The following is a 21,306-nucleotide window of genomic DNA, read 5'->3' as shown; positions in this document are numbered from 1 at the left end:
GTGGTCAGTACGCAATTATTTATGTGAACAGAAAGCGATTAACGTCACCACGATGCCAGTCACCGCAGAGATCGCCCCGGCCAGGAACACCGAGGAATAGCCCAGAGACGTCGCAAGCAGACCGGTCAACGGGCCGGTAAAGGCATACGAGATGTCCTGAAAAGCAGCATACCCGCCAAGTGCCGTCCCTCGTACCTGTGGCGGCACGCGTTTTACCACTTCGACGCCCAGCGCCGGGAAGATCAACGAACAACCGCAACCGGTTAATGCCGCCCCCAACAGCGCCATCCACGCGCCGTGCGCTTGCCAGAGCAGCACCAGGCCAATGGTTTCAATCACCAAAGAGACAATGGCGACCCGCACCCCGCCGAAACGGTCCGGCATCCAGCCGAACAGGATGCGCATCAGCACAAATGCACCGCCAAAAGCCGTCAGGGTAAAACCGGCCATCGGCCAGCCCTGGCTGGCGAAATAGAGCGAGACAAACGTACCAATTACCGCAAACCCCACGCCCTGCAAGGCCAGCCCCAGGCCCGGCTGCCAGATAAGCCCCACGACGCTCCATAACGACGGGCGTTTGCCGGGATGCGCTGGCACGCTGCGTACGCTGCCGTTAAACGCCCAGGCAACAAACGGTAACAGTATGGTGGTTGCCGCCAGAGCCGCAAAACCAAAATGGCTGTGGATCAACAACCCCAGCGGCGCCCCGGCGGCCAGCGAACCGTAAATCGCCATGCCATTCCACGACATTACTTTGCCGGAACGCGCAGGCCCCACCAGCCCCATGCCCCAGGTCAGCGTGCCAGTCAGCAACTGGCTTTCGCCAAACCCCAGGATCAGACGCCCGACAACCAACAACGCGAATTTCACCATCGACTCCACCGGCAATAGCGCGGCCAGCAACCAGGCAACACCCGCCAGCGCACAGGCAAACATCCCCTGTAACGCTGAACGCTTAGCGCCAAACTGGTCCGCCAGGCGGCCGGCATAGCCGCGCGTCAGCACGGTAGCAAGAAACTGAATACCAACGGCGATGCCGACCAGGGTGTTGCCATAGCCCAGCTCATTGTGCACAAACAACGGGATCACCGGTAACGGCAGCCCGACGGTCATATAGGTCAGAAATACCGCAAAAGCGATGCGAAACAGCGAGACATTCGCTGAAGAGGAACGAACAGAGTGTGTTTCTACAGACATGCATTACTCCATAACGCAGAGTAAGGCGGGATTTGGAAGTGCCCACGCCCCCTCTACCTGAGTGTCAGGATTAAGGTGCGTTGGATAACGTTAAACGCTTACGCATTATCGCGGTGATAATGTTGCGGGGTGGAGTTTGCCTGCCGCAGCGACAGGTTGTCAACGCATAAAAAAAGGGAGCCTAAGGCTCCCTGTATCCATTTGCTTAGGGTTATTTCAGTTTACGCATAACGAGCGTGGCGTTTGTGCCGCCGAAACCGAAGCTGTTGGACATGACCGTCGTCAGCGCTGCCTCAGTCGGTTTGGTCACGATGTTCAGGCCAGCAGCCTGCTCATCCAGATCTTCCACGTTGATGCTCGGCGCGATAAAGCCGTGTTCCAGCATCAGCAGTGAGTAGATGGCTTCCTGTACGCCAGCAGCACCCAGGGAGTGACCGGTCATCGCTTTGGTCGCAGAGATTGCCGGGCTGTTGTTGCCGAACACTTCGCGGATAGCGCCCAGTTCTTTCACGTCGCCAACCGGCGTGGAAGTACCGTGGGAGTTCAGGTAATCGATCGGCGTATCCACGCCGTGCATTGCCATCTTCATGCAACGTACTGCGCCTTCGCCTGACGGAGCCACCATGTCAGCGCCATCGGACGTTGCGCCGTAACCGACGATTTCTGCATAGATATGCGCGCCGCGCGCCAGTGCGTGTTCCAGCTCTTCAACCACGACCATACCGCCGCCGCCGGCGATAACGAAACCATCGCGGTGCGCGTCATAAGTACGGGAAGCTTTGTCCGGCGTCTCGTTGTATTTGGTGGAGAGTGCACCCATTGCGTCGAACTCACAGGCCATTTCCCAGCACAGCTCTTCGCCACCGCCGGCAAAAACGATGTCCTGTTTGCCCAGTTGGATCTGTTCTACTGCGTTACCGATGCAGTGCGCAGACGTGGCGCATGCAGAGCTGATCGAGTAGTTCACACCGTGAATTTTGAACGGCGTTGCGAGACAAGCGGATACCGCAGACGCCATCGCTTTGGTCACCACATACGGGCCGACCGCTTTCAAGCCACGCGGGCTACGCATTGCGTCAGCGCCGAAGACCTGAGATTTAGAAGAACCGCCAGAACCGGCAATCAGGCCCACGCGCGGATTGTTCTGATAAACCTCGTCTTTCAGGCCAGCATCTTCAATCGCCTGCTGCATGGAGAGATAGGAATAGATAGAGGCATCGTTCATGAAACGAACCACTTTACGGTCAATCAAACCGGTCGTGTCCAGCTTAATGTTGCCCCATACGTGGCTGCGCATGCCGGAATCTTTGAATTCCTGAGAGAATGTGATCCCTGAGCGCCCTTCACGCAGAGATGCCAGGACTTCCTGCTGGTTGTTACCAATGCTGGAAACGATGCCCAGGCCAGTAATCACTGCACGTTTCATTCAATACCCCTAAGTCGCACTAATTAAGTTTCGTGTCGCAAGATAGCGTACACTTGTACGCCGAACAAGTCCGATCAGACAATTTGTGAGGAAATTTGCGCCTTTCCTTGACGACCGTTAAGATCGTGCCACTGCCTGATGGACGAGTAACTTACGTGAAACAAACCGCTATACAATCCGCCAACCTCGAATTCAACGCTGAGGGTACACCTGTTTCCCGAGATTTCGACGATGTCTACTTCTCTAATGATAACGGGCTGGAAGAGACGCGTTATGTTTTTCTCGGCGGCAACCAGCTTGAACAGCGTTTTCCGGAGCATCCCCGCCCGCTGTTTATCGTGGCGGAGAGCGGGTTTGGCACCGGGTTGAATTTCCTGACCTTGTGGCAGGCGTTCGCGGCCTTTCGCGCAGCACACCCCGACGCTACCCTGGAAAGATTACATTTCATCAGTTTTGAAAAATTTCCGCTGACCGCAGACGACCTGTGTAAAGCCCATGCCCACTGGCCAGAGCTTGCCCCCTGGGCGGAGCAGTTGCAGGCGCAGTGGCCGCTGCCATTTGCGGGCTGCCACCGTTTGTTGCTTGATGAGGGGCGCGTTACGCTGGATCTCTGGTTCGGCGATATCAACACGCTGACAGATAAGCTGGACGATTCGTTAAACCAGCGCGTGGATGCCTGGTTCCTCGACGGTTTCGCTCCGGCGAAAAACCCGGATATGTGGACCCCGGAACTGTTTCAGGCCATGGCGCGCCTCGCCAGACCTGGCGGGACGTTGGCGACATTCACGTCTGCAGGATTTGTACGTCGTGGTCTACAGGAAGCCGGGTTTGCCATGCACAAGCGCAAGGGATTTGGCCGTAAGCGCGAAATGCTGACCGGGGTGATGGAACAGACGCTTACCTCCACGCCCCGAGCGCCGTGGTTTGCCCGAAGCGCCGCCCGTGCGCGCGAAGCGGCACTGATTGGCGGCGGTGTAGCCAGCGCCCTGCTCTCGCTGGCGTTGTTGCGCCGTGGCTGGCAGGTGACGCTCTACTGCGCCGACAGTGTTCCGGCAGAAGGCGCATCCGGTAACCGCCAGGGGGCGCTTTACCCGCTGCTTAGCGCGCATGATCCGGCACTGGCGCACTTCTTCCCCGCCGCCTTTACCTTTGCTCGCCGACTTTACGATGCTCTGCCAGTCACGTTTGACCACCAGTGGTGCGGTGTAACGCAACTGGGCTGGGATGAGAAAAGCCAGCAGAAAATAGATCAAATGCTGACGCTGGATCTACCGAGTGCGCTGGCTCACAGTGTTGATGCGTTAACCGTTCAGACACTGACCGGCGTTGACACCGGCTGTGGCGGCATCACCTATCCGGCTGGCGGCTGGCTCTGCCCGGCTCAATTGACGGCGGCAGCGATCGCGCTGGCCTGTGAACAGGGTTTGCAGGTGCGCTACGAACATGACGTACAGCAGCTCACGCCTGCGGATAATGGCTGGCAACTGCATTTTCGCCACGGCGAGGTACAGCAACATGCGGTAGTGGTGCTGGCTAACGGGCACCGCATCAACCAGTTTGCGCAGACGGAACACCTGCCGGTCTATCCGGTTGCCGGGCAGGTCAGCCATATTCCGACCACGCCTGCACTTGGGCAATTGCGACAGGTGCTCTGTTACGACGGTTATCTGACGCCGCAAAACCCGCTTAATCATCATCACTGCATCGGTGCCAGTTACCATCGCGGGCAGGCGCAGGCTGCGTATAGCGAAGCGGATCAACAGCAAAATCGCCAGCGCTTGCTGGACTGCTTCCCGCAGGCTCCGTGGGCACAAGAGGTGGACGTCAACGACGGAGAAGCCCGTTGCGGCGTGCGTTGCGCCACGCGTGATCACTTGCCGATGGTTGGCAACGTTGCTGATTACGACGCCACGCTGGCCGTCTACGCACAACTTGCCGAAGCGCCGGAAAACGCCGTCAGCGCGCCCGTTTATGACGGGTTGTTTATGTTAGGTGCTCTCGGCTCGCGCGGTTTATGCAGCGCCCCGCTGGCGGCGGAAATCCTGGCATCGCAGATGAGCGATGAGCCGATCCCGCTGGATGGCGACACGCTGGCGGCAATGAATCCGAACCGGTTATGGGTGAGAAAGTTATTGAAGGGCAAAGCGGTAAAATAAGGATCAAAGGGGCAACCGCCCCAATTTATTGAGCTCGCGCCGGATGGCATGATCGATATGACGCAGTTGTATCTTATCGCTCTGTTCATCTGCCGCAAGCACTGCGGCCAGTAACGCCACATTGCAAATGCTTGCCCCAGTCAGATTGCCACGAATAGCCAGCTCGGCAAAATCCACATCCTCCGCAAGCGCCAGTGTGGCTGGCCATATAGCCTGCCACATTTGCGTGCGCAGAGTCACATCCGGGTAGGTAAAGTGCGTGATAAAGGTGAACCGCCGACTAAAAGCCGTGTCGAGGTGCCCACGATGGTTGGTCGCCAGGATCACAAACCCGGGATAGTTTTCCAGCCGTTGCAGGAGGTAGGAGACTTCAATATTGGCATACCGGTCATGGGCATCTTTACTTTCACTGCGTTTACCGAACAAAGCATCCGCTTCATCGAAGAACAATATTCCACTGTCTGTTTCCGCGAGATCAAAAACCAGCGACAGGTTTTTTTCCGTTTCCCCCACGTATTTACTGACGACCGCGGAGAGATCCACCTTAATAAGGTCCGTATCGAGATGCTGTGCCAATACTTCCGCAGCCAACGTTTTTCCGGTCCCGGGCTCGCCATAAAACAAGGCACTTAACCCCTTTTTCCCGCCGGTTTTATGGGCAAAATGTTTGATTGTCACACTTTCCCTCAGCCTGATGGCTGCCAGAATTTCCTCCATTTGTTTTTTCACTGAAGGCGAAAGCACAATATCGTCGAAAGTTCGAACAGGCGTTATGCGGTGGGCCAAATTGCCGAAATTTTTACGAGACCGGTACAGCAATGTTTTTTGCAGATCGCCTGCGCCTAATAACGCATCTTGACCCCTTATCTGCCGGTAATAATCCGCTTCGGCAATCAACAATGAGATATCGGCCAGGCTAAATGCATAACGCTCCGCCAGTGTCTGCAACCGTTGATTTTCGCTAACGCTCTGCCGGGGCCACGCCATCTGCAATAATTTGCTTTTCGCCATGGCATCCGGGCACGGTACGGAAAAATGAATACTGGGTAGCGTGTGGAATAACGGGCTTTCAGCTGTCGAATCCGTTAAGAAGAATAAAGGCAACCGGACCTGGGGTAATAACCGTTCAAGCACACTGACAACATGCTTTTTCGCCGCCCCGGCATCAGCCCAGCGCACGCATACCACCCCAGCATTATCCATCAGCGCGTCACGAATTATGTCCACAATCACCTGCTGTTGCTGCGGCTCCACCACATTATCCAGATCGCAGATATCCAGACGCCATAACGCACGTTGGTGTTGCGCCAGAATATTGGCCAGCCCATTTTCACGACCATCCAGCGCACATCCATCCAGAACAATGACCGGCGGTGTTTCCCCCACCGGATTCAGGCATAAACAACAAATTTGTTCACTGATAGTAACCGGATACAAGGTCATCGCATCGGTTTCCACAGGCTGAGGATAAGGATAGCGATACTTCGCCATGGAGCCATTACCGCAAAGAAAATGCCATACCGATTCGCTGCACATATAAAATGTGGTAGGTATTTTATTTTCATTAACTGTTGTTTTAAGTAATAAAGAGAACTGGAATAGCGGTGATGAAGGGTGTAATGCTGAAAGTAATAATTGATATTCCGTTTGTGCGGATGAAAACATTTGCATGAGTAATTTATCACTTACCCCTTCTTTTATTCCGCTGTCTGGCAATGCATTATAATGCGTACTCAGTCGTGGCAATAAACAAACGAGAAGAAGATCCCGCTCAAACAATGTTAAATCAAACTGTTCAATCAGTCTCTTAAGCCGCGTCGTTAGCGCCTCGCGCGAGTCCGGGAGAGGAGTAAACGCAAACCAGGCAGGAGCGTCGTATGGATCGTTGAAGTACGCACTCTGTATCTTTGCAGGGAAGAAGAATGGCGAAAAATACGCAGGAACCACTTCATTTCGCTGTAAATATACTTGCTGAAACAGCAGATCAATTCGCGATAAGCAGCGATAAAAGTCACTCTCATCGTTATTATCATCGTGCTGAGAAAATGCATCGATTCCGGAATACAGAGACATAATTTCCCCTATCGGCTATCGCTGCAGGAAGCGTTTTACCTTCCTGCAAAGATGATATCCGGAATGATGGACACCCGTTTCACGCTAAAAGTAAACAATAATAAAAATGACTCTAGGCCCGGCCGATGATGAGTTCAATGTTGGCAACCGGAATTTAGGATATTTCATGACCGCAAGTAGACCGACATGAAATCAACGACACGGGGAGTGAAAAGATCTGTTGTTGTAAAAAGAGGATCCCTCTCCCGTCAGGAGAGGGTAAAACAGACTTAGTGCGCTTTCGCCTGCTGATAGAGGTTTTCCCACATGCCAAGCACCAGCGCCTGATCGCGTGGCGAAAGTTCGCCCGCCTGAATGGCGGTTTCCACACTGTGGGTCACTTTGGCGTACACCGCTTCGTGCGAGTGGTCCTCACCGCTTTCAAGATCGGCCACCGCCAGCGTCAAATGCCCGCGCAGATAACCGCCGGCAAACAGCTCATCATCACTGGCGCTTTCCACCATATTGTCAATTAACGCCAGAATGCGTGATTCTAACTCCGCGATCATCTCTCTTCCTCTTTTGAAAACATGGCCTTACAGGTCTTCTGGCCACGGGAACTGTTCTGCCGCAAAAGGCGGCGTCTGATAATAGTCCTGCAATGCGCTGATAAACCGCGCCGGACGGGCAGGAATGCCCTGTTCCAGGTAAGTCATCACCTGCGCATGGACACGGCGCTGAAAAACAATACGATCCGGTTCGAAATCCCCTTCCAGGTTGTCGCAACTGACGTTAAACGGAAAGCCCGCCGCCACGCAAAACAACCAGTCAAAGGCCTGGGGTTTCACTTCAACATCTTCGAACTGCCCCTGAGTCGCGGCATCGCGGCCATCCGGGCAGTACCAGTAACCGAAATCCACCAACTTGCGGCGCTCCGCACCGGCAATGCACCAGTGCGAAATCTCATGCAGCGCGCTGGCGTAAAAACCGTGGGCAAAGACGATGCGGTTGTAAGGCGCATCCGCGTCTGCGGGAAGATAGATCGGTTCGTCGTCGCCTTTAATCAGACGGGTATTAAAATCGTCTGCAAAGCAGCTATCAAAAATATCAATCAACTGTTGGTAGTGATGAGTCATACGTTCACCCCCAGAAACTGGAGGATCTCCTGGCCGTGACTGTCATAGAGAAGTTTTGCGCTCATCACCGCCGAGACAATCACAATCATCGGGCGAATGAGCGTTTGCCCTTTACTGAGCACCAGGCGCGAGCCCATGCGCGCGCCGAGAAATTGCCCGGCCAGCATCACAAAACCGGTAGCCCACACTACTTTGCCGCCAATAATAAACAGCAGCAGCCCGCCGATATTGGAGGTCGCGTTCAGCACTTTGGCATGCGCGGTGGACTTCGCCAGGTTGTACCCCGCCAGGGTGACAAAGGCCAGCGCATAAAAAGAACCGGCGCCCGGGCCGAAAAAGCCATCATAGAACCCAACACAACCGCCAGCCACCAGCGCAAAAGGCAGACCGTACAGACGACGCTGGCGATCGTCTTCGCCCAGTTTTGGCATCAGCAGAAAGTAAAGACCAATACAGATAACCAGCACCGGCAGGATCTGGCGCAGCACATCGGACTGCACGTGTTGTACCAACAATGCCCCGGTCGTGGAGCCGATAAAGGTCATCAGAATATTGAGTTTCTGATCGGCAATGTTCACCACTTTACGGCGAATAAAATAGAGCGTGGCGGAGATCGAACCGCCGCAGGCCTGCAATTTATTCGTCGCCAGCGCCTGTGCCGGAGACATCCCCGCTGCCATCAGCGCCGGAACCGTCAGTAACCCGCCTCCCCCCGCCAGCGCATCAATAAACCCGGCCAGTAATGCGACAAAAAAAAGCGCCACCATGACCAGCGGTGACACCATAAACAGTTGTTGAAAGGTTTCCATTACAATGCGTGCTCATCCAGTAGAGCCTGGCAAGACGGCGGCAAAGGCGGCGGCGTCTTTTTCTCAGGCGTGGTGCTGCCGGGTTTCGCCGGTTCGAACCAACTTTGCAATTCCGCGCCACATCCATCGCCGGGCGGCGGCAGCGGCTGATCTTCACACTCGAGGCTGTCTGCCGGGCAGCGCAGACGCACATGCATATGCGCACGGTGCTGGAACCACGGGCGCACTTTACGCAGCCAGTCACGGTCCGTGCCCGCGTCCAGGCAGAGTTGCTGCTTGATAGCCGGGTTCACGAAGATACGCGTCACGTCGTTATCCTGCGCCGCCAGTTTGATCATGCTGCTGATTTCCGGCTTCCAGAGCTCAGGCACCACCTGCTTACCATCGCGGGAGACCAGATCCAGCGCCTGCGGTTTCAGCAGTTGCGCGGTACTCCAGCGCGCTTTTGGCAGTTGCAGGAAGATATCCACGTCCAGGCCGGATTGATGGCTGGCGTGGCCGCCGTTAAAGCGCCCACCGGCAGGCATTCCCATGTCCCCGACCAGCACCGTCCCCATTCCCAGATTGTGCACCTGGTTGCTCAGGCGCTGAATAAACAACACCAGATCAGGGTGGCCGAAATAGCGGCGCTGATCGGTACGCATCACCTGATAATTATCCGCCTGCAGCGGCAATTCCTGCGCGCCGACAATGCAGCCATTGGCGAATGCGCCAATAGACTGTGGGCTACCGGCAACGGGGTGAGTCAGCTTTTGCCAGGGGGTTGCCGCCGTGGCGGCGGCGCTTATCAGCAGCGCAAACAGCGCAATTGCCGTGTTGTTCATTGTTTACCAGCGTGGAATATCGGTCGTGACATCGGCGTTCTGCGCGCGCTGGCGCAGGAAATGATCCATCAACACAATGGCCAGCATCGCTTCCGCGATCGGCACTGCGCGAATGCCAACGCAGGGATCGTGGCGACCTTTGGTGATCATCTCCACTTCGTCGCCAAAACGGTTGATGGTACGCCCCGGTACAGTAATGCTGGATGTCGGTTTCAGCGCGATATTGGCGATAATTTGCTGGCCGCTGCTGATGCCGCCCAGGATGCCGCCTGCATGGTTGCTCTGGAAGCCCTGTTTGGTGATTTCGTCACGGTTTTCGCTGCCGCGCAGCTTCACCACCTCAAAACCGTCGCCGATTTCAACGCCTTTGACCGCGTTAATGCTCATCAGCGCGTGGGCGATGTCCGCATCCAGGCGATCGAACACAGGTTCGCCCAGGCCTGCCGGAACGCCGTCCGCCACCACCGTCACTTTCGCGCCGATAGAGTCGCCCTCTTTCTTCAGGCCGCGCATCAGTTCATCCAGTGCGTCGATCTTACCCGGCTCCGGGCAGAAGAAGGGGTTCTGCTCAACCTGATCCCAGTCTTCGATCGCCAGCGGAATGTCACCCATCTGGGTCAGACACCCGCGGATAACGATGCCGAACTTCTGCGCCAGATATTTCTTAGCAATAGCACCTGCGGCAACGCGCATGGCGGTTTCACGGGCTGAAGAACGACCGCCGCCGCGGTAATCACGCACGCCATATTTTTGTTCGTAGGTGTAATCGGCATGCCCCGGACGGAACAGATCTTTAATCGCGCCGTAATCCTGCGAACGCTGGTCAGTGTTTTCAATCAACAAACCAATGCTGGTGCCGGTGGTCACGCCTTCAAACACACCGGAGAGAATTTTCACCTGGTCCGGCTCACGGCGTTGCGTGGTGTAGCGCGATGTCCCCGGACGGCGTCTGTCCAGATCGTGCTGCAAATCCGCCTCGGTCAGCGGAATGCCCGGTGGCACCCCATCAACGATACAGCCCAGCGCCAGGCCGTGCGATTCGCCGAAGGTGGTTACGCGAAAGAGTTGTCCAATTGTGTTTCCTGCCATCACGGCTCCGTTGTCGTTGTTTGTGTTGTTGAGCGTCGTTTAATCTTTATAAATGCTGAAATGTTCCTGCGCGGCGATGAGTTGCGCTTTGGTCAGCATAAAGACGCCGTCCCCGCCGTTATCAAACTCCAGCCAGGTAAACGGCACATCCGGATATTGTTCAATCAGATGTACCATGCTGTTACCCACTTCACAAATCAGGATGCCATTATCGGAGAGATAATCCGGCGCACCCGCCAGGATGCGGCGCGTCAGTTTCAGACCATCGCTACCGGACGCCAGGCCCAGTTCTGGCTCGTGGCGATATTCTGACGGCAGGTCAGACATATCCTCTTCATCCACGTAAGGCGGGTTCGTCACGATCAGATCGTACTGGACTTTCGGCAGCTCGCGGAACACGTCAGAGCGAATCGGCGTAACGTGATGAATCAGGCCATGCTCTTCAATATTGTGCTCGGTGACCACCAGCGCATCCGTGGAGATGTCCACAGCGTCCACTTCCGCTTCCGGGAAGGCGTAAGCACAGGCGATAGCGATACAGCCGCTGCCGGTGCACATATCAAGAATATGCTGCGGTTGCGCATGAACCAGCCCGGCAAAATGGTTGTTGATCAGCTCACCGATGGGCGAACGCGGCACCAGCACGCGCTCATCGACATAGAATTCGTGGCCGCAGAACCAGGCCTTATTGGTCAGATAGGCCACCGGAATGCGCTCATTAACGCGGCGGATAACGCGCTCAACAATGCGGTGACGCTCGCTGGAGGTCAGGCGCGCATTGCGCATCTCTTCCGGTATATCCAGCGGTAAATAGAGGGTCGGCAGCACCAGTTGCACCGCTTCATCCCACGGGTTATCTGTGCCGTGACCGTACCAGATATTGGCAGCGCTAAACCGGCTGACCGACCAGCGCAGCATGTCCTGAATGGTGTGCAGCTCATTCACTGCTTCTTCAACGAAAATTTTATCCATAGTATCCCCCAGGCCCATGCTCGCATTAAATTCGGCGGCTAGTTTGCCATGAAGACGGCGATAAATCAGCATCGTCTCGCGCTGTGCGGGGTAAAAATGCATTTTGCTACACCGCAGCCGCAGTGAGTCGGGTACACTGAGGGGAAATAAGAGATGAGATGTACAGATGAAAAAGAAACCATCGCTTAGCGAGGAGGAACAGACGCTGTTCCGACAGCTGATGACCGGGACACGTCAGCTCAAGCAGGACACCGTGATACACCGCCCGGCGCGCAAGAAAGTAAACGAAGTGCCGGTGAAAAGGCTGCTTCAGGAGCAGGCTGATAATAGCCATTACTTTTCCGATGAGTTTCAGCCGCTGCTGAACACCGAAGGCCCGGTGAAATATGTCCGCGAAGATGTCAGCCATTTTGAGCTGAAGAAGATCCGCCGGGGCGATTATTCACCGGAGCTGTTTCTCGATCTGCACGGCTTAACCCAACAACAGGCGAAGCAGGAACTGGGGGCGCTGATTGCCGCCTGCCGCCGCGAACATGTATTTTGCGCGTGTGTGATGCACGGTCACGGTAAACATATTCTCAAGCAACAAACGCCGCTGTGGCTGGCGCAGCATCCGCATGTGATGGCTTTTCACCAGGCACCGAAAGAGTACGGTGGCGATGCCGCCATCCTGGTGCTGATTGAAGTGGAAGAGTGGCAGCCGCCTGAACTTCCCTGAGGCCAGAAACGACAAGAGCCGCACAATGCGGCTCTTGAATACCATGGTCCGGCGAATCAGATGGCTTTACGCATCTTCAGGTTGCAGGGACTCATTTGCCAGTCAAAGGTACCTTTACCGTTCTCGTCAAGCGTAACGCAGGCGATAGCGGACGTGGTAAACATCGGCGGTGCTTCACCCGGGCAGAGCTCGGACACCAGGTAGCCCACCAGCGGCAGGTGAGAGATCACCAGCACAGAGGAGAGACCTTCGTTCGCCAGCGCCTGGAGATAAGCGCTAACAAGGCCAATGTCGCCACAAGGCGTCAGTTCCGGCAGGACATCCACGTTGTCAGGCAGGTTTACACACTCCCCCACCATTTTCAGCGTCTGTTCAGCACGTAAAAAAGGGCTGACCAGAACACGTTCAACATCCACTTTTTGACCTTTCAACCATGTTGCCATCAGACGGGATTCGTCGCAGCCACAAGGGGTTAAGGGACGAACCGAGTCACTGGCTGCATCGAGGGCAGCGTCGCCGTGACGCATGATAAAAACTTGCATATTGCACCGCTTTTGTTAACCAGAATCATTAATAGTTCCACTGCGAAACCCTTTCGCAACGACGGGAAATATCAATGGCCGGGCATTGTGCCTGATTCATTCTCTGAATGAAACGCTGTTTTTTACCTCAATGGCGTAAGTGTAGTCAATCATTGTTTACAAAATAACCGCAAACGCCATGAGCAATAACAGATTTAAATATTTAGACCTTACTTTACAGAATCAGTTTCTTTTGCCGGACAAAAAGTCTCGCCCTGCTCCGTCATCCGTAACAATCTTTCACAGGGGCGAAAACGTGGCCCGTATTGCATCTCCAGCCGCTGTAACGCCACCACCACATCCCGTGCGCCGAGCCGGTCCATATAATGGAATGGCCCGCCCAAAAACGGAGGGAAACCGATGCCAAACACGGCGCCGATATCGCCATCACGCGGGCTGCGGATCACCTGCTCATCAAAGCAGCGCGCTGCTTCATTAAGCATCAACATGACGCAGCGTTCTGCTATCTGTTCTGCGGGCAATGTGCCGTTGCCAGAGGCGCCGATTAAGCGGTAGATCGCCGGATCAGGTTGTTTTTTGCTTTTACGCCCTTTCACCGGGTAAAGATAGAAACCGCGGGCATTTTTTCTGCCTTTGCGATCGTCGTTCAAAATTGCGCTGACAACACTTGCAGGGGCGCTAAATCGTTCTCCATAGGCCGCTTCCAGCACCGGGATAATTTTCGTTCCGGTATCAATGCCAACCTCGTCCAACAGTTGAATCGGCCCGACCGGAAAACCAAACTTCACCAACGCCTGATCTATCGTCTCAATGCGCTCCCCTTCGCTGAGCAGACGCATAGCTTCGCTAATATAGGGGGCAAGAATGCGGTTAACGTAGAACCCGGCTTTATCTGCCACCACAATCGGCGTTTTCCCTTGTTTCTTCGCCAGCTTAACGGTAGTAGCAATGGTCTGTTCATCGGTTCCGGCATGGGGGATCACTTCCACCAACGGCATTTTTTCTACCGGGCTGAAAAAATGTAATCCGATAACCTTCTGCGGGCGCTGCGCCTGCGCTGCAATATCGCCAATAGGTATAGAAGAGGTATTGGATGCAAAAATAGTGTGTAGGGCACAATTATCCTCAACTTCCCGCACCATTTGTTGTTTCAGCGCCAGGTCTTCAAACACGGCTTCAATCACCAGATCGCGATGGGCAAAACCGCGGTAATCCAGCGAACCAGAAATCTTCGCCATCTGGCTGTCACGTTCCGCGGGTTTGAGATAGCGACGCCGGACTTTTTTATCCAGCTCTTGCCAGCTGTATTTCAGCGCGTGGTTAATGCCTTTCGCGTTGATATCCTTAATGCGTACCGGCAATCTCCCTTTGCTGGCAGTCACATAAGCGATGCCGCCGCCCATCAACCCGCCGCCTAAGACGCCGATAGTACTTAACGGCCCCGGTTCAACCGCACTACCGGGATCTTTTTTCACCTCGGTGCTGGCAAAGAACAAATGCCGCAGCGCCTGAGATTGCGGCGTCATCGCCAGTTGGCCAAAGGCGCGCGCTTCGGCGTCATAACCACTACTGCGCCCGTGCGTCAGTCCGTTCTCAATCACCGATAAAATACGCGGTGCGGCAGGATAGTTCCCCTGCGTTTTCTGTGCAGTTTTCTTCGCCACCATGCGAAATAACAGTGTGCGACCGAGCGGCCCGGCGAGAATGCGCTCGCGAACCGGTAAGCGGTGGCTGGCAGGACGCCCCTGCGTTGCCAGTTCTGCTGCGGCATCCAGCAAAATTGAGCGGGGAACAACATCGTCCACCAGCCCGGCCTTTAACGCCTGGCGCGGACGAAGCTGCTTACCGGTCAGGATCATCTCCAGCGCAGTACTCACCCCCACCAGCCGCGGCAAACGTTGTGTGCCACCGGAGCCAGGCAACAGGCCAAGCTGGACTTCCGGCAGACCCAGCACCGTTTTATCGTCATCGCTACAGATACGACGATGGCACGCCAGCGCCAGTTCAAGGCCGCCCCCCAAACAAGCACCATGAATAGCGGCAATCACCGGAATGGGTAGCGCGTGGATTTCCGCCATCACCTGCTGCCCCTGACGGGCAAGATCTTCCGCTTCTTTTGCGCTCTTACAGCGGGCAATCATGTTGATGTCCGCCCCGGCGATAAAGTTATCCGGTTTGGCGGAGATAAAAACGACGCCCCGCAACGATTTGTTATCGCGGATCTGCTTTAAGATGGCGCGCACTTCAGCGCCAAACTCCGCTTTCAGCGTGTTCATCTTTTCGTCCGGAACATCAATGGTGACAACCGCCACATTGTCCGGGCGCACGCTGAGCGTAAATGCGGATGTGAATGTCATTATTCAGCCTCCAGAACCATGGCCGCACCCAACCCACCTGCTGCGCAGGCGGTCACCAGACCAAAACCGCCGCCGCGTCGGCGCAGTTCATGCAGTGTTTGGGTGATCATCCTCGCACCAGTGGCGGCGAACGGATGCCCGTACGCAATAGAGCCGCCCAGCACGTTAAATTTGCTGTCGTCCACTTCACCTGTCGCCTGCGAGCGCCCAAGCACTTCGCGGGCAAACCGATCGCTGGCCATCAGCTTCAGATTGCTCAAGGTTTGTGCGGCAAAGGCTTCGTGCATATCAAGCAACGTTAAATCCGCCATCGTCAGCCCGGCTCTCTCCAGCGCCAGCGGCGTCGCCCATGCCGGGCCCAGTAACATGTCCTGCTGCACGGCAATGGCGGTGAATGCATAGCTGCGCAGATAACCCAACGGGGTTAAGCCCAGCTCTTTTGCGCGGGATTCGGTCATCAGGATCACCGCAGCTGCGCCATCGGTTAACGGTGTGCTGTTTGCCGCCGTCACCGTACCATGCCGCCGATCAAACGCCGGGCGCAGCTTTGCGTAATCTGCGAGGCTGGACTGGGTACGCACGTTATTGTCCTGCCCGACGGGTTCGCGAAACGGCGGCGCGTATGCGGTCATCACTTCATCGGCCAGTTTGCCTTCTGACCACGCCTGCGCGGCAAGCTGGTGCGAGCGATGCGCCAGCGCATCCTGCTGTTCACGGGTAATCGCGTAGGTTTTCGCCATCTGCTCGGCGGTATCCCCCATGCGCAGCCCGGTGGAATACTCCGCCACAGCCGGTGGCACCGGCAGTAAATCGCGCAGGCGAAGACGAGAAAAAAGTTTCAGTTTTTGCCCAAGCGTACGGGCTTTGTTGGCATCCACCAGCGTGCGCGCCAAGGTTTTGCTGACGCCAATAGGCAGGACGGAAGAGGAATCTGCACCACCGGCGATCCCGGCGCGGATAGTGCCCGCCAGCAAACTTTCGGTGACATTCGCCACGGCCTGAAAACTGGTGGCGCAGGCGCGGCTGACGCTGTAGGCATCAGTATGGACGTTCATGCCTGTGCCGAGCACGATCTCACGGGCGATATTGGGCGCTTCCGGCATCTGGACGACCTGGCCAAAGACCAGTTGCTCAATCACATCGGGGGGAATTTCGCTGCGCGCCAGCATCTCTCCCACTACCATTTTTCCCAGATCGATAGCCGGTACACCGTGAAACGCGGTCGCCTGACGGGCGAAAGGTGTTCGTAACCCACTGACAATGGCAATGCGGTCACCCTGACGGGTAACAAGCGGTAATGCCTGACTCATAACACTCCCCTGTTAACAGCGTAATGCGCAAAGTGGTCTGACCTGATAACAGTCTTAACCAATTTTTTACATTTAGCCAATGGGAGGAGAAAAAAAGTGAGAGCTAAGGCACAGAGAAACTTAACAAAACGCTCCCGAAGAACGGGAGCGCAGGCAGGAAAATTAACGCAGACCGAGCTGGAAAATCAGGGTTTCCGCTTCGCAGGCAAAAACAAAGTCAATATCCAGTTGGACACCGCCCGCCACTTCCGTAAAGGAAGAGGTGATCTGGCAAGGATCGGACTCTACGCTGCGGGCTCTGGCGCTCAGCGCAGCCAGCGTTTCTTCAGCGTCGGTACGATTGCTGAACACACGGCTGTAAGAGGCGGTGCAATCGGAGTTGTCCATAATGGTGCCAACATCCATACAGCAGCAAACCGGGGTTTCATCAGCACTGCATTTACTCATTGTTGATTTCCTCTGAATTCGCACCCAAGGTGCCAGGTAAACGATGTGATTATTTTACGCTCCGGCGAATAGCCTCTCCAGTTGTTAATTCCACACGTGGTCATAAGTGACCGAAATCACACTTAAAAATGATCTAAAACAAAAATCATCCAATCGACTGATTAAGACTTACCGCATTTTTGCCACGCAGATCCCGTTTCGAAGATCACAATTGAAAAAACTTATATACAAACTTGCAACATTCCCTCTGGTCAGACCTATACTTCCGCCACTGGTCTGATTTGTCTGAAGTACCTCAGACCCTACACTTCGCGCTCCGTTACGACATGTAACATAGTTTGAATAAAAATAACTCGATTTCGAATGAGGTTATGGTCATGAGCCAGAAAACCCGTTTTACCAAGTCTGCTCTGGCAGTCGCAGTGGCAATCGTCTCTACCCAGGCCTGGTCCGCAGGCTTTCAACTCAATGAGTTTTCTTCCTCTGGCCTTGGTCGGGCCTATTCAGGTGAAGGCGCTATCGCAGATGATGCGGGCAACGCCAGCCGCAACCCTGCATTGATTATGATGTATGACCGCCCGATGTTTTCCGGCGGTGCGGTGTTTATCGATCCGGATGTCAACGTTTCTGGCCGTTCCTCGATCGGTAATGACGCCAGCCAGGACAACATTGCGCCGACCGCATGGGTGCCGAACCTGCACTTTGTTGCACCAATTAATGACCAATTCGGCTGGGGCGCATCCGTAACCTCGAACTTCGGCCTGGCGACAGAATTTAATAATGGTTATTCAGCTGGTTCGATGGGCGGGAAAACCGACCTTGAAACGCTGAACCTGAACCTCAGCGGCGCCTATCGTCTGAACAACCACTGGAGCTTTGGTCTTGGTTTTGACGCCGTCTATGCAAAAGCAAAAATTGAGCGCTATGCTGGCGACCTGCCACAAATCCTCGGCGCAAGCTTACCTTCGCTGGTACGAGCAGGTCGATTGTCCGCCGCTCAGGCCGCGGCAATTGGTTCCCAAGCTGGCGGCATTAGCAGTGATACGCAAATTGCATATTTAAAAGGTGATGAGTGGGGTTTTGGCTGGAACGCCGGTATTCTGTACGAGCTGGATAAAAATAACCGTTACGGTTTAACCTATCGTTCAGAAGTTAAAATCGACTTTGACGGCGATTACAAGAGCAACCTTCCGGCGACGTTGAATCCGATCAACGCCGCATTGGGTCTGGGCTTGCCTTATGGCACAGGCGGCACAACGACTAACGGCGCGCTGACCCTGAACTTGCCGGAGATGTGGGAACTGTCAGGTTATAACCGAGTCGATCCGCAGTGGGCTATTCACTACAGCCTGACCTACACCAGCTGGAGCCAGTTCCAGGAGCTGAAAGCCACCGGCAGCAACGGTCAAACGCTGTTCTATAAAGATGAAAGCTTTAAAGACGCGTACCGCATCGCTCTGGGCACCACCTATTATATGGATGATAACTGGACCTTCCGCGCCGGTATCGCCTATGACGACAGCCCGGTTCCGGCCGACAAGCGCTCTATCTCCATTCCGGACCAGGATCGTCTGTGGCTGAGCACCGGTGCCACTTATGCCTTCAACAAAGACGCCTCTGTCGATGTCGGCGTTTCCTATATGCATGGTCAGAAAGTGAAATTCACCGAAGGCCAGTATACCTTCCGCTCTGATGGTCGCGCATGGCTGTATGGCATGAACTTTAACTACGCCTTCTGATAAGAAAGCAGCAATAAAAAAGGTGAGCCCCGGCTCACCTTTTTTGTTTGTTCCGTCTTTACTCGGAATCGATATCTTTCAGGTCTCCCTCAATCGCTTTCGCGTTCGGGTTTTCCTGTGGCTTCAACTTACCGCCGTTGGCGATAAAATCATGACGCTGGAAGTAGGCTTCGCGCACCATAATATACGGGTCGGAAGACTGACGCAGTAAGCCATCGGAATCCAGCAGTTGTGCGCGGGTTTCAACGCCTTCCAGCGTCCATTTGCCGACGGACAACGGCCACGTCAGCCAGGAAAGCACCGGATAGAGCGTATCCGCCGCATCGCCGCCATCTTCACGCAGCGTGAAGCTGCCGTAGAACGGCAACTGCATATACGGGCCGTAACCGATGCCATAATGACCCAGCGTGCTGCCGAAGCGGTGCGGTTCTACGCGCTGCAATTTCGCGTTCGACATCCCGGCGACATCCATAAAGCCGCCCATGCCCAGCAGGGTGTTCAGGAAGAAACGGGTAAAGTGAACCATCCCCTGGTAGGGATCGCCTTGTAAGAAGAAGTTCGCCATGATCGCCGGTTCTTCAAGGTTGCTGGTAAAGTTGCTCAGACCGTTGCGCGCCGGTTGCGGCACATAATCACGCCAGGCAACCGCAACGGGTCTGACAACGTAAGGATCCAGCACATTGAAGTTGAAGTTGTACATGGTGCGGTTGAACCCTTCAAACGGGTCTGAACGCCCCTGCGACTCTCGGGTACCGGAGCTGGCACAGCCGACCAGCACAGTGGTAGCCAGCGCAAGCGCCGACAGGCGGTATTTCATAGGTGTCTCCCTGAAGAATATGGCCATCGGTGAATGCCATCCATAACGGCGCAAACGCAAAATGCCCGGATTTGCGCCCGCAACATGCCACGCATTGTATCAGCGCGTCTTATGATGTCTACGCAGCGAACAGCCTTTGTTTCAGCATAGCCTGCATTCAGCGGAGCGCTGCGTTAACAATTTTATACATACTTCCCCGGCGACGTATCACCATTGTTGCTTTTCCCCGCACTTTCGGACGATACCGCCACGAATCGCACCAGAAACTCGCTACGCTTTATGTCATCCGCAGAGGCAGAGAAAGAGCGAGGTTGTTGTGAACGCAATAAAAGAAGAGAAAATCAACACGCAGAGCAAGGAGATCGCTGTCGAGAGCGACGAAAAAAAGCGCGGCGAAAAAATCGAACTGGATGAGGACAGACTCCCCTCGCGCGCCATGGCCATTCATGAACATATTCGTCAGGATGGCGAGAAAGAGCTGGAACGCGATGCGATGGCACTGTTCTGGTCGGCGATTGCTGCCGGGCTATCAATGGGTGCATCGCTACTGGCAAAAGGTATTTTTCACGTTCAGCTTGATGGCGTACCCGGCGGTTTCTTGCTGGAAAACCTCGGTTATACCTTTGGTTTTATTATCGTCATCATGGCGCGCCAGCAGTTGTTTACCGAAAACACGGTGACAGCTGTGTTGCCGGTGATGCAAAACCCCGGTTGGGTGAATTTTGGTTTGATGACGCGCCTGTGGGGCGTGGTGCTGTTGGGGAATCTCGTCGGTACAGCCATTGCGGCCTGGGCTTTTGAATATATGCCGATTTTTGATGAACAGACGCGCGGCGCTTTCGTCAAAATCGGTATGGATGTGATGAAAAACACGCCGGGCGAAATGTTCGCCAACGCCATTATTTCCGGCTGGATCATCGCTACCATGGTGTGGATGTTTCCTGCAGCTGGCGCGGCAAAAATCGTGGTGATCATTCTGATGACCTGGCTTATCGCACTGGCGGACACCACGCACATTGTGGTGGGAGCGGTAGAGATTTTTTATCTGGTATTTAACGGCACACTGCACTGGCGCGAGTTTATCTGGCCGTTCGCGCTACCGACACTCGCGGGGAATATTTGTGGTGGAACGTTTATTTTCGCCCTGCTCAGTCATGCGCAGATCCGCAACGATATGATCAACGCTCGTAAGGCAAAGGCGAAAGCCATAGCCGAAGAACAAAAACGCAATGCAGCGGAAAAAGAGGCATAAACGGTGACAGTTTAATCACTTGGCGGCCTGCGCGCTTAACGTGGCGCGCAAATGACGTTATACTCCTGCCGCCTTGTCCCCTTAGTTAAATGGATATAACGAGCCCCTCCTAAGGGCTAGTTGCAGGTTCGATTCCTGCAGGGGACACCATACGCACTTCTCCTGAAATCTACCAATGTCAATACCCCCCCTATTGACCCGTCCTGAATAGCGTTGACACGTTCCAGGGTCAAGTTGGACCACTGCCGCCCTAACCGCACTGACGCTTCTGCCCAGTCTGGCGGCAATTTACCTTCTGTATAGTGGGTCCGGAGCAATACCTGCGCCTCTTCCGACCAAGGTGACGCCACGCCCCGGACAGACCTGAAAGCTGAACAATCCGGGCTACTCCATTGGCAGACCGGCCAGGCCGCTCCCCGATTTCACGGGCAGACAGCTGACCATCGTGTTGTTCCACAAACGT

18 protein-coding genes and 1 tRNA gene are annotated in these 21,306 nt (G+C 55.0%); 5 read left to right on the top strand and 14 right to left on the bottom strand.

Going from position 1 to position 21,306, the window contains the following annotated elements:
* Positions 1–15: 15 nt before the first annotated feature.
* Together N7922_RS07860 and fabB are read right to left on the bottom strand one after the other, a co-directional pair.
* Positions 16–1,197, bottom strand: coding sequence for an MFS transporter (locus N7922_RS07860; RefSeq protein ID WP_263099995.1), 1,182 nt, complete (start codon positions 1,195–1,197; stop codon positions 16–18).
* Between the two features lie 211 nt (positions 1,198–1,408).
* Positions 1,409–2,623, bottom strand: a complete 1,215-nt coding sequence (fabB, locus tag N7922_RS07855) for a beta-ketoacyl-ACP synthase I (RefSeq protein ID WP_263099994.1) — start codon at positions 2,621–2,623, stop codon at positions 1,409–1,411.
* Positions 2,624–2,778: 155 nt separating this feature from the next.
* On the opposite strand from fabB, the gene mnmC reads away from it, so the two are divergent.
* Positions 2,779–4,779, top strand: coding sequence for a bifunctional tRNA (5-methylaminomethyl-2-thiouridine)(34)-methyltransferase MnmD/FAD-dependent 5-carboxymethylaminomethyl-2-thiouridine(34) oxidoreductase MnmC (gene mnmC / locus N7922_RS07850; RefSeq protein ID WP_263099993.1), 2,001 nt, complete (start codon positions 2,779–2,781; stop codon positions 4,777–4,779).
* 3 nt (positions 4,780–4,782) lie between these two features.
* Here the strand turns inward: mnmC and N7922_RS07845 are convergent, their stop codons facing one another.
* The 7 genes from N7922_RS07845 to prmB all read right to left on the bottom strand — a co-directional run bounded on the left by N7922_RS07845 (position 4,783) and on the right by prmB (position 11,661).
* The gene (locus N7922_RS07845; RefSeq protein ID WP_263099992.1) at positions 4,783–6,852 is read right to left on the bottom strand and encodes an ATP-binding protein; all 2,070 of its coding nucleotides are present in this window, start codon (positions 6,850–6,852) and stop codon (positions 4,783–4,785) included.
* Between the two features lie 269 nt (positions 6,853–7,121).
* On the bottom strand, positions 7,122–7,400 hold the full coding sequence (locus tag N7922_RS07840) for a YfcL family protein (RefSeq protein ID WP_061493876.1): 279 nt from the start codon (positions 7,398–7,400) through the stop codon (positions 7,122–7,124).
* A gap of 27 nt (positions 7,401–7,427) precedes the next feature.
* Entirely contained in the window at positions 7,428–7,967 is a 540-nt protein-coding gene (locus tag N7922_RS07835) for an elongation factor P hydroxylase (RefSeq protein WP_263099991.1), read from the bottom strand.
* Entirely contained in the window at positions 7,964–8,776 is an 813-nt protein-coding gene (locus tag N7922_RS07830) for a sulfite exporter TauE/SafE family protein (RefSeq protein ID WP_263099990.1), read from the bottom strand. The genes N7922_RS07835 and N7922_RS07830 overlap by 4 nt, the downstream gene beginning before the upstream one ends.
* Complete coding sequence (gene mepA / locus N7922_RS07825) at positions 8,776–9,600, bottom strand: penicillin-insensitive murein endopeptidase (protein ID WP_263099989.1); 825 nt, start codon at positions 9,598–9,600, stop codon at positions 8,776–8,778. Before mepA ends, N7922_RS07830 begins: the two co-directional genes overlap by 1 nt.
* A gap of 3 nt (positions 9,601–9,603) precedes the next feature.
* Entirely contained in the window at positions 9,604–10,689 is a 1,086-nt protein-coding gene (gene aroC, locus N7922_RS07820; RefSeq protein ID WP_263099988.1) for a chorismate synthase, read from the bottom strand.
* A gap of 39 nt (positions 10,690–10,728) precedes the next feature.
* Entirely contained in the window at positions 10,729–11,661 is a 933-nt protein-coding gene (gene prmB / locus N7922_RS07815) for a 50S ribosomal protein L3 N(5)-glutamine methyltransferase (RefSeq protein ID WP_263099987.1), read from the bottom strand.
* A 166-nt stretch (positions 11,662–11,827) separates the two neighbouring features.
* Between prmB and smrB the strand changes: the two genes are divergently transcribed.
* Positions 11,828–12,379: an endonuclease SmrB gene (gene smrB, locus N7922_RS07810; RefSeq protein WP_263099986.1), complete on the top strand. Its 552-nt coding sequence runs from the start codon at positions 11,828–11,830 to the stop codon at positions 12,377–12,379.
* Between the two features lie 56 nt (positions 12,380–12,435).
* Here smrB and sixA read toward each other — a convergent pair whose 3' ends face one another.
* From sixA to N7922_RS07790, 4 genes are all read right to left on the bottom strand, one after another.
* Positions 12,436–12,921 carry a phosphohistidine phosphatase SixA gene (gene sixA, locus N7922_RS07805; protein WP_061493870.1) on the bottom strand — a complete coding sequence of 162 codons (486 nt, stop codon included), beginning with the start codon at positions 12,919–12,921 and terminating at the stop codon, positions 12,436–12,438.
* Positions 12,922–13,130: 209 nt separating this feature from the next.
* On the bottom strand, positions 13,131–15,278 hold the full coding sequence (gene fadJ, locus N7922_RS07800) for a fatty acid oxidation complex subunit alpha FadJ (protein ID WP_263099985.1): 2,148 nt from the start codon (positions 15,276–15,278) through the stop codon (positions 13,131–13,133).
* Positions 15,278–16,588 carry an acetyl-CoA C-acyltransferase FadI gene (gene fadI, locus N7922_RS07795; RefSeq protein WP_263099984.1) on the bottom strand — a complete coding sequence of 437 codons (1,311 nt, stop codon included), beginning with the start codon at positions 16,586–16,588 and terminating at the stop codon, positions 15,278–15,280. Before fadI ends, fadJ begins: the two co-directional genes overlap by 1 nt.
* A gap of 162 nt (positions 16,589–16,750) precedes the next feature.
* Positions 16,751–17,035: a YfcZ/YiiS family protein gene (locus N7922_RS07790; protein ID WP_061493867.1), complete on the bottom strand. Its 285-nt coding sequence runs from the start codon at positions 17,033–17,035 to the stop codon at positions 16,751–16,753.
* Between the two features lie 377 nt (positions 17,036–17,412).
* On the opposite strand from N7922_RS07790, the gene fadL reads away from it, so the two are divergent.
* On the top strand, positions 17,413–18,774 hold the full coding sequence (fadL, locus tag N7922_RS07785; protein WP_263099983.1) for a long-chain fatty acid transporter FadL: 1,362 nt from the start codon (positions 17,413–17,415) through the stop codon (positions 18,772–18,774).
* A 58-nt stretch (positions 18,775–18,832) separates the two neighbouring features.
* Here fadL and mlaA read toward each other — a convergent pair whose 3' ends face one another.
* Positions 18,833–19,591, bottom strand: a complete 759-nt coding sequence (mlaA, locus tag N7922_RS07780; protein ID WP_263099982.1) for a phospholipid-binding lipoprotein MlaA — start codon at positions 19,589–19,591, stop codon at positions 18,833–18,835.
* Between the two features lie 316 nt (positions 19,592–19,907).
* Here mlaA and N7922_RS07775 point away from each other — a divergent pair, with 316 nt between their 5' ends.
* On the top strand, positions 19,908–20,843 hold the full coding sequence (locus N7922_RS07775; RefSeq protein ID WP_263099981.1) for a formate/nitrite transporter family protein: 936 nt from the start codon (positions 19,908–19,910) through the stop codon (positions 20,841–20,843).
* A 75-nt stretch (positions 20,844–20,918) separates the two neighbouring features.
* Positions 20,919–20,993, top strand: a tRNA-Arg gene (locus N7922_RS07770).
* Positions 20,994–21,306: the final 313 nt, after the last annotated feature.

Origin of the sequence: Kosakonia sp. ML.JS2a, assembly GCF_025642095.1 — a bacterium.
Taxonomy (GTDB): domain Bacteria; phylum Pseudomonadota; class Gammaproteobacteria; order Enterobacterales; family Enterobacteriaceae.
Note: the sequence above shows the minus strand (reverse complement) of the source record. Positions and strands in the feature narration are given on the sequence as shown.

What these genes read in the sequence shown, in the direction of transcription:
- N7922_RS07840 (WP_061493876.1), bottom strand. Translation starts at nt 7,400, where the DNA reads ATGATCGCGGAGTTAGAATCACGCATTCTGGCGTTAATTGACAATATG.
- fadL (WP_263099983.1), top strand. Translation starts at nt 17,413, where the DNA reads ATGAGCCAGAAAACCCGTTTTACCAAGTCTGCTCTGGCAGTCGCAGTG.
- N7922_RS07835 (WP_263099991.1), bottom strand. Translation starts at nt 7,967, where the DNA reads ATGACTCATCACTACCAACAGTTGATTGATATTTTTGATAGCTGCTTT.
- smrB (WP_263099986.1), top strand. Translation starts at nt 11,828, where the DNA reads ATGAAAAAGAAACCATCGCTTAGCGAGGAGGAACAGACGCTGTTCCGA.
- sixA (WP_061493870.1), bottom strand. Translation starts at nt 12,921, where the DNA reads ATGCAAGTTTTTATCATGCGTCACGGCGACGCTGCCCTCGATGCAGCC.
- fadJ (WP_263099985.1), bottom strand. Translation starts at nt 15,278, where the DNA reads ATGACATTCACATCCGCATTTACGCTCAGCGTGCGCCCGGACAATGTG.
- mlaA (WP_263099982.1), bottom strand. Translation starts at nt 19,591, where the DNA reads ATGAAATACCGCCTGTCGGCGCTTGCGCTGGCTACCACTGTGCTGGTC.
- aroC (WP_263099988.1), bottom strand. Translation starts at nt 10,689, where the DNA reads ATGGCAGGAAACACAATTGGACAACTCTTTCGCGTAACCACCTTCGGC.
- prmB (WP_263099987.1), bottom strand. Translation starts at nt 11,661, where the DNA reads ATGGATAAAATTTTCGTTGAAGAAGCAGTGAATGAGCTGCACACCATT.
- N7922_RS07860 (WP_263099995.1), bottom strand. Translation starts at nt 1,197, where the DNA reads ATGTCTGTAGAAACACACTCTGTTCGTTCCTCTTCAGCGAATGTCTCG.
- N7922_RS07845 (WP_263099992.1), bottom strand. Translation starts at nt 6,852, where the DNA reads ATGTCTCTGTATTCCGGAATCGATGCATTTTCTCAGCACGATGATAAT.
- N7922_RS07790 (WP_061493867.1), bottom strand. Translation starts at nt 17,035, where the DNA reads ATGAGTAAATGCAGTGCTGATGAAACCCCGGTTTGCTGCTGTATGGAT.
- mepA (WP_263099989.1), bottom strand. Translation starts at nt 9,600, where the DNA reads ATGAACAACACGGCAATTGCGCTGTTTGCGCTGCTGATAAGCGCCGCC.
- fabB (WP_263099994.1), bottom strand. Translation starts at nt 2,623, where the DNA reads ATGAAACGTGCAGTGATTACTGGCCTGGGCATCGTTTCCAGCATTGGT.
- N7922_RS07830 (WP_263099990.1), bottom strand. Translation starts at nt 8,776, where the DNA reads ATGGAAACCTTTCAACAACTGTTTATGGTGTCACCGCTGGTCATGGTG.
- fadI (WP_263099984.1), bottom strand. Translation starts at nt 16,588, where the DNA reads ATGAGTCAGGCATTACCGCTTGTTACCCGTCAGGGTGACCGCATTGCC.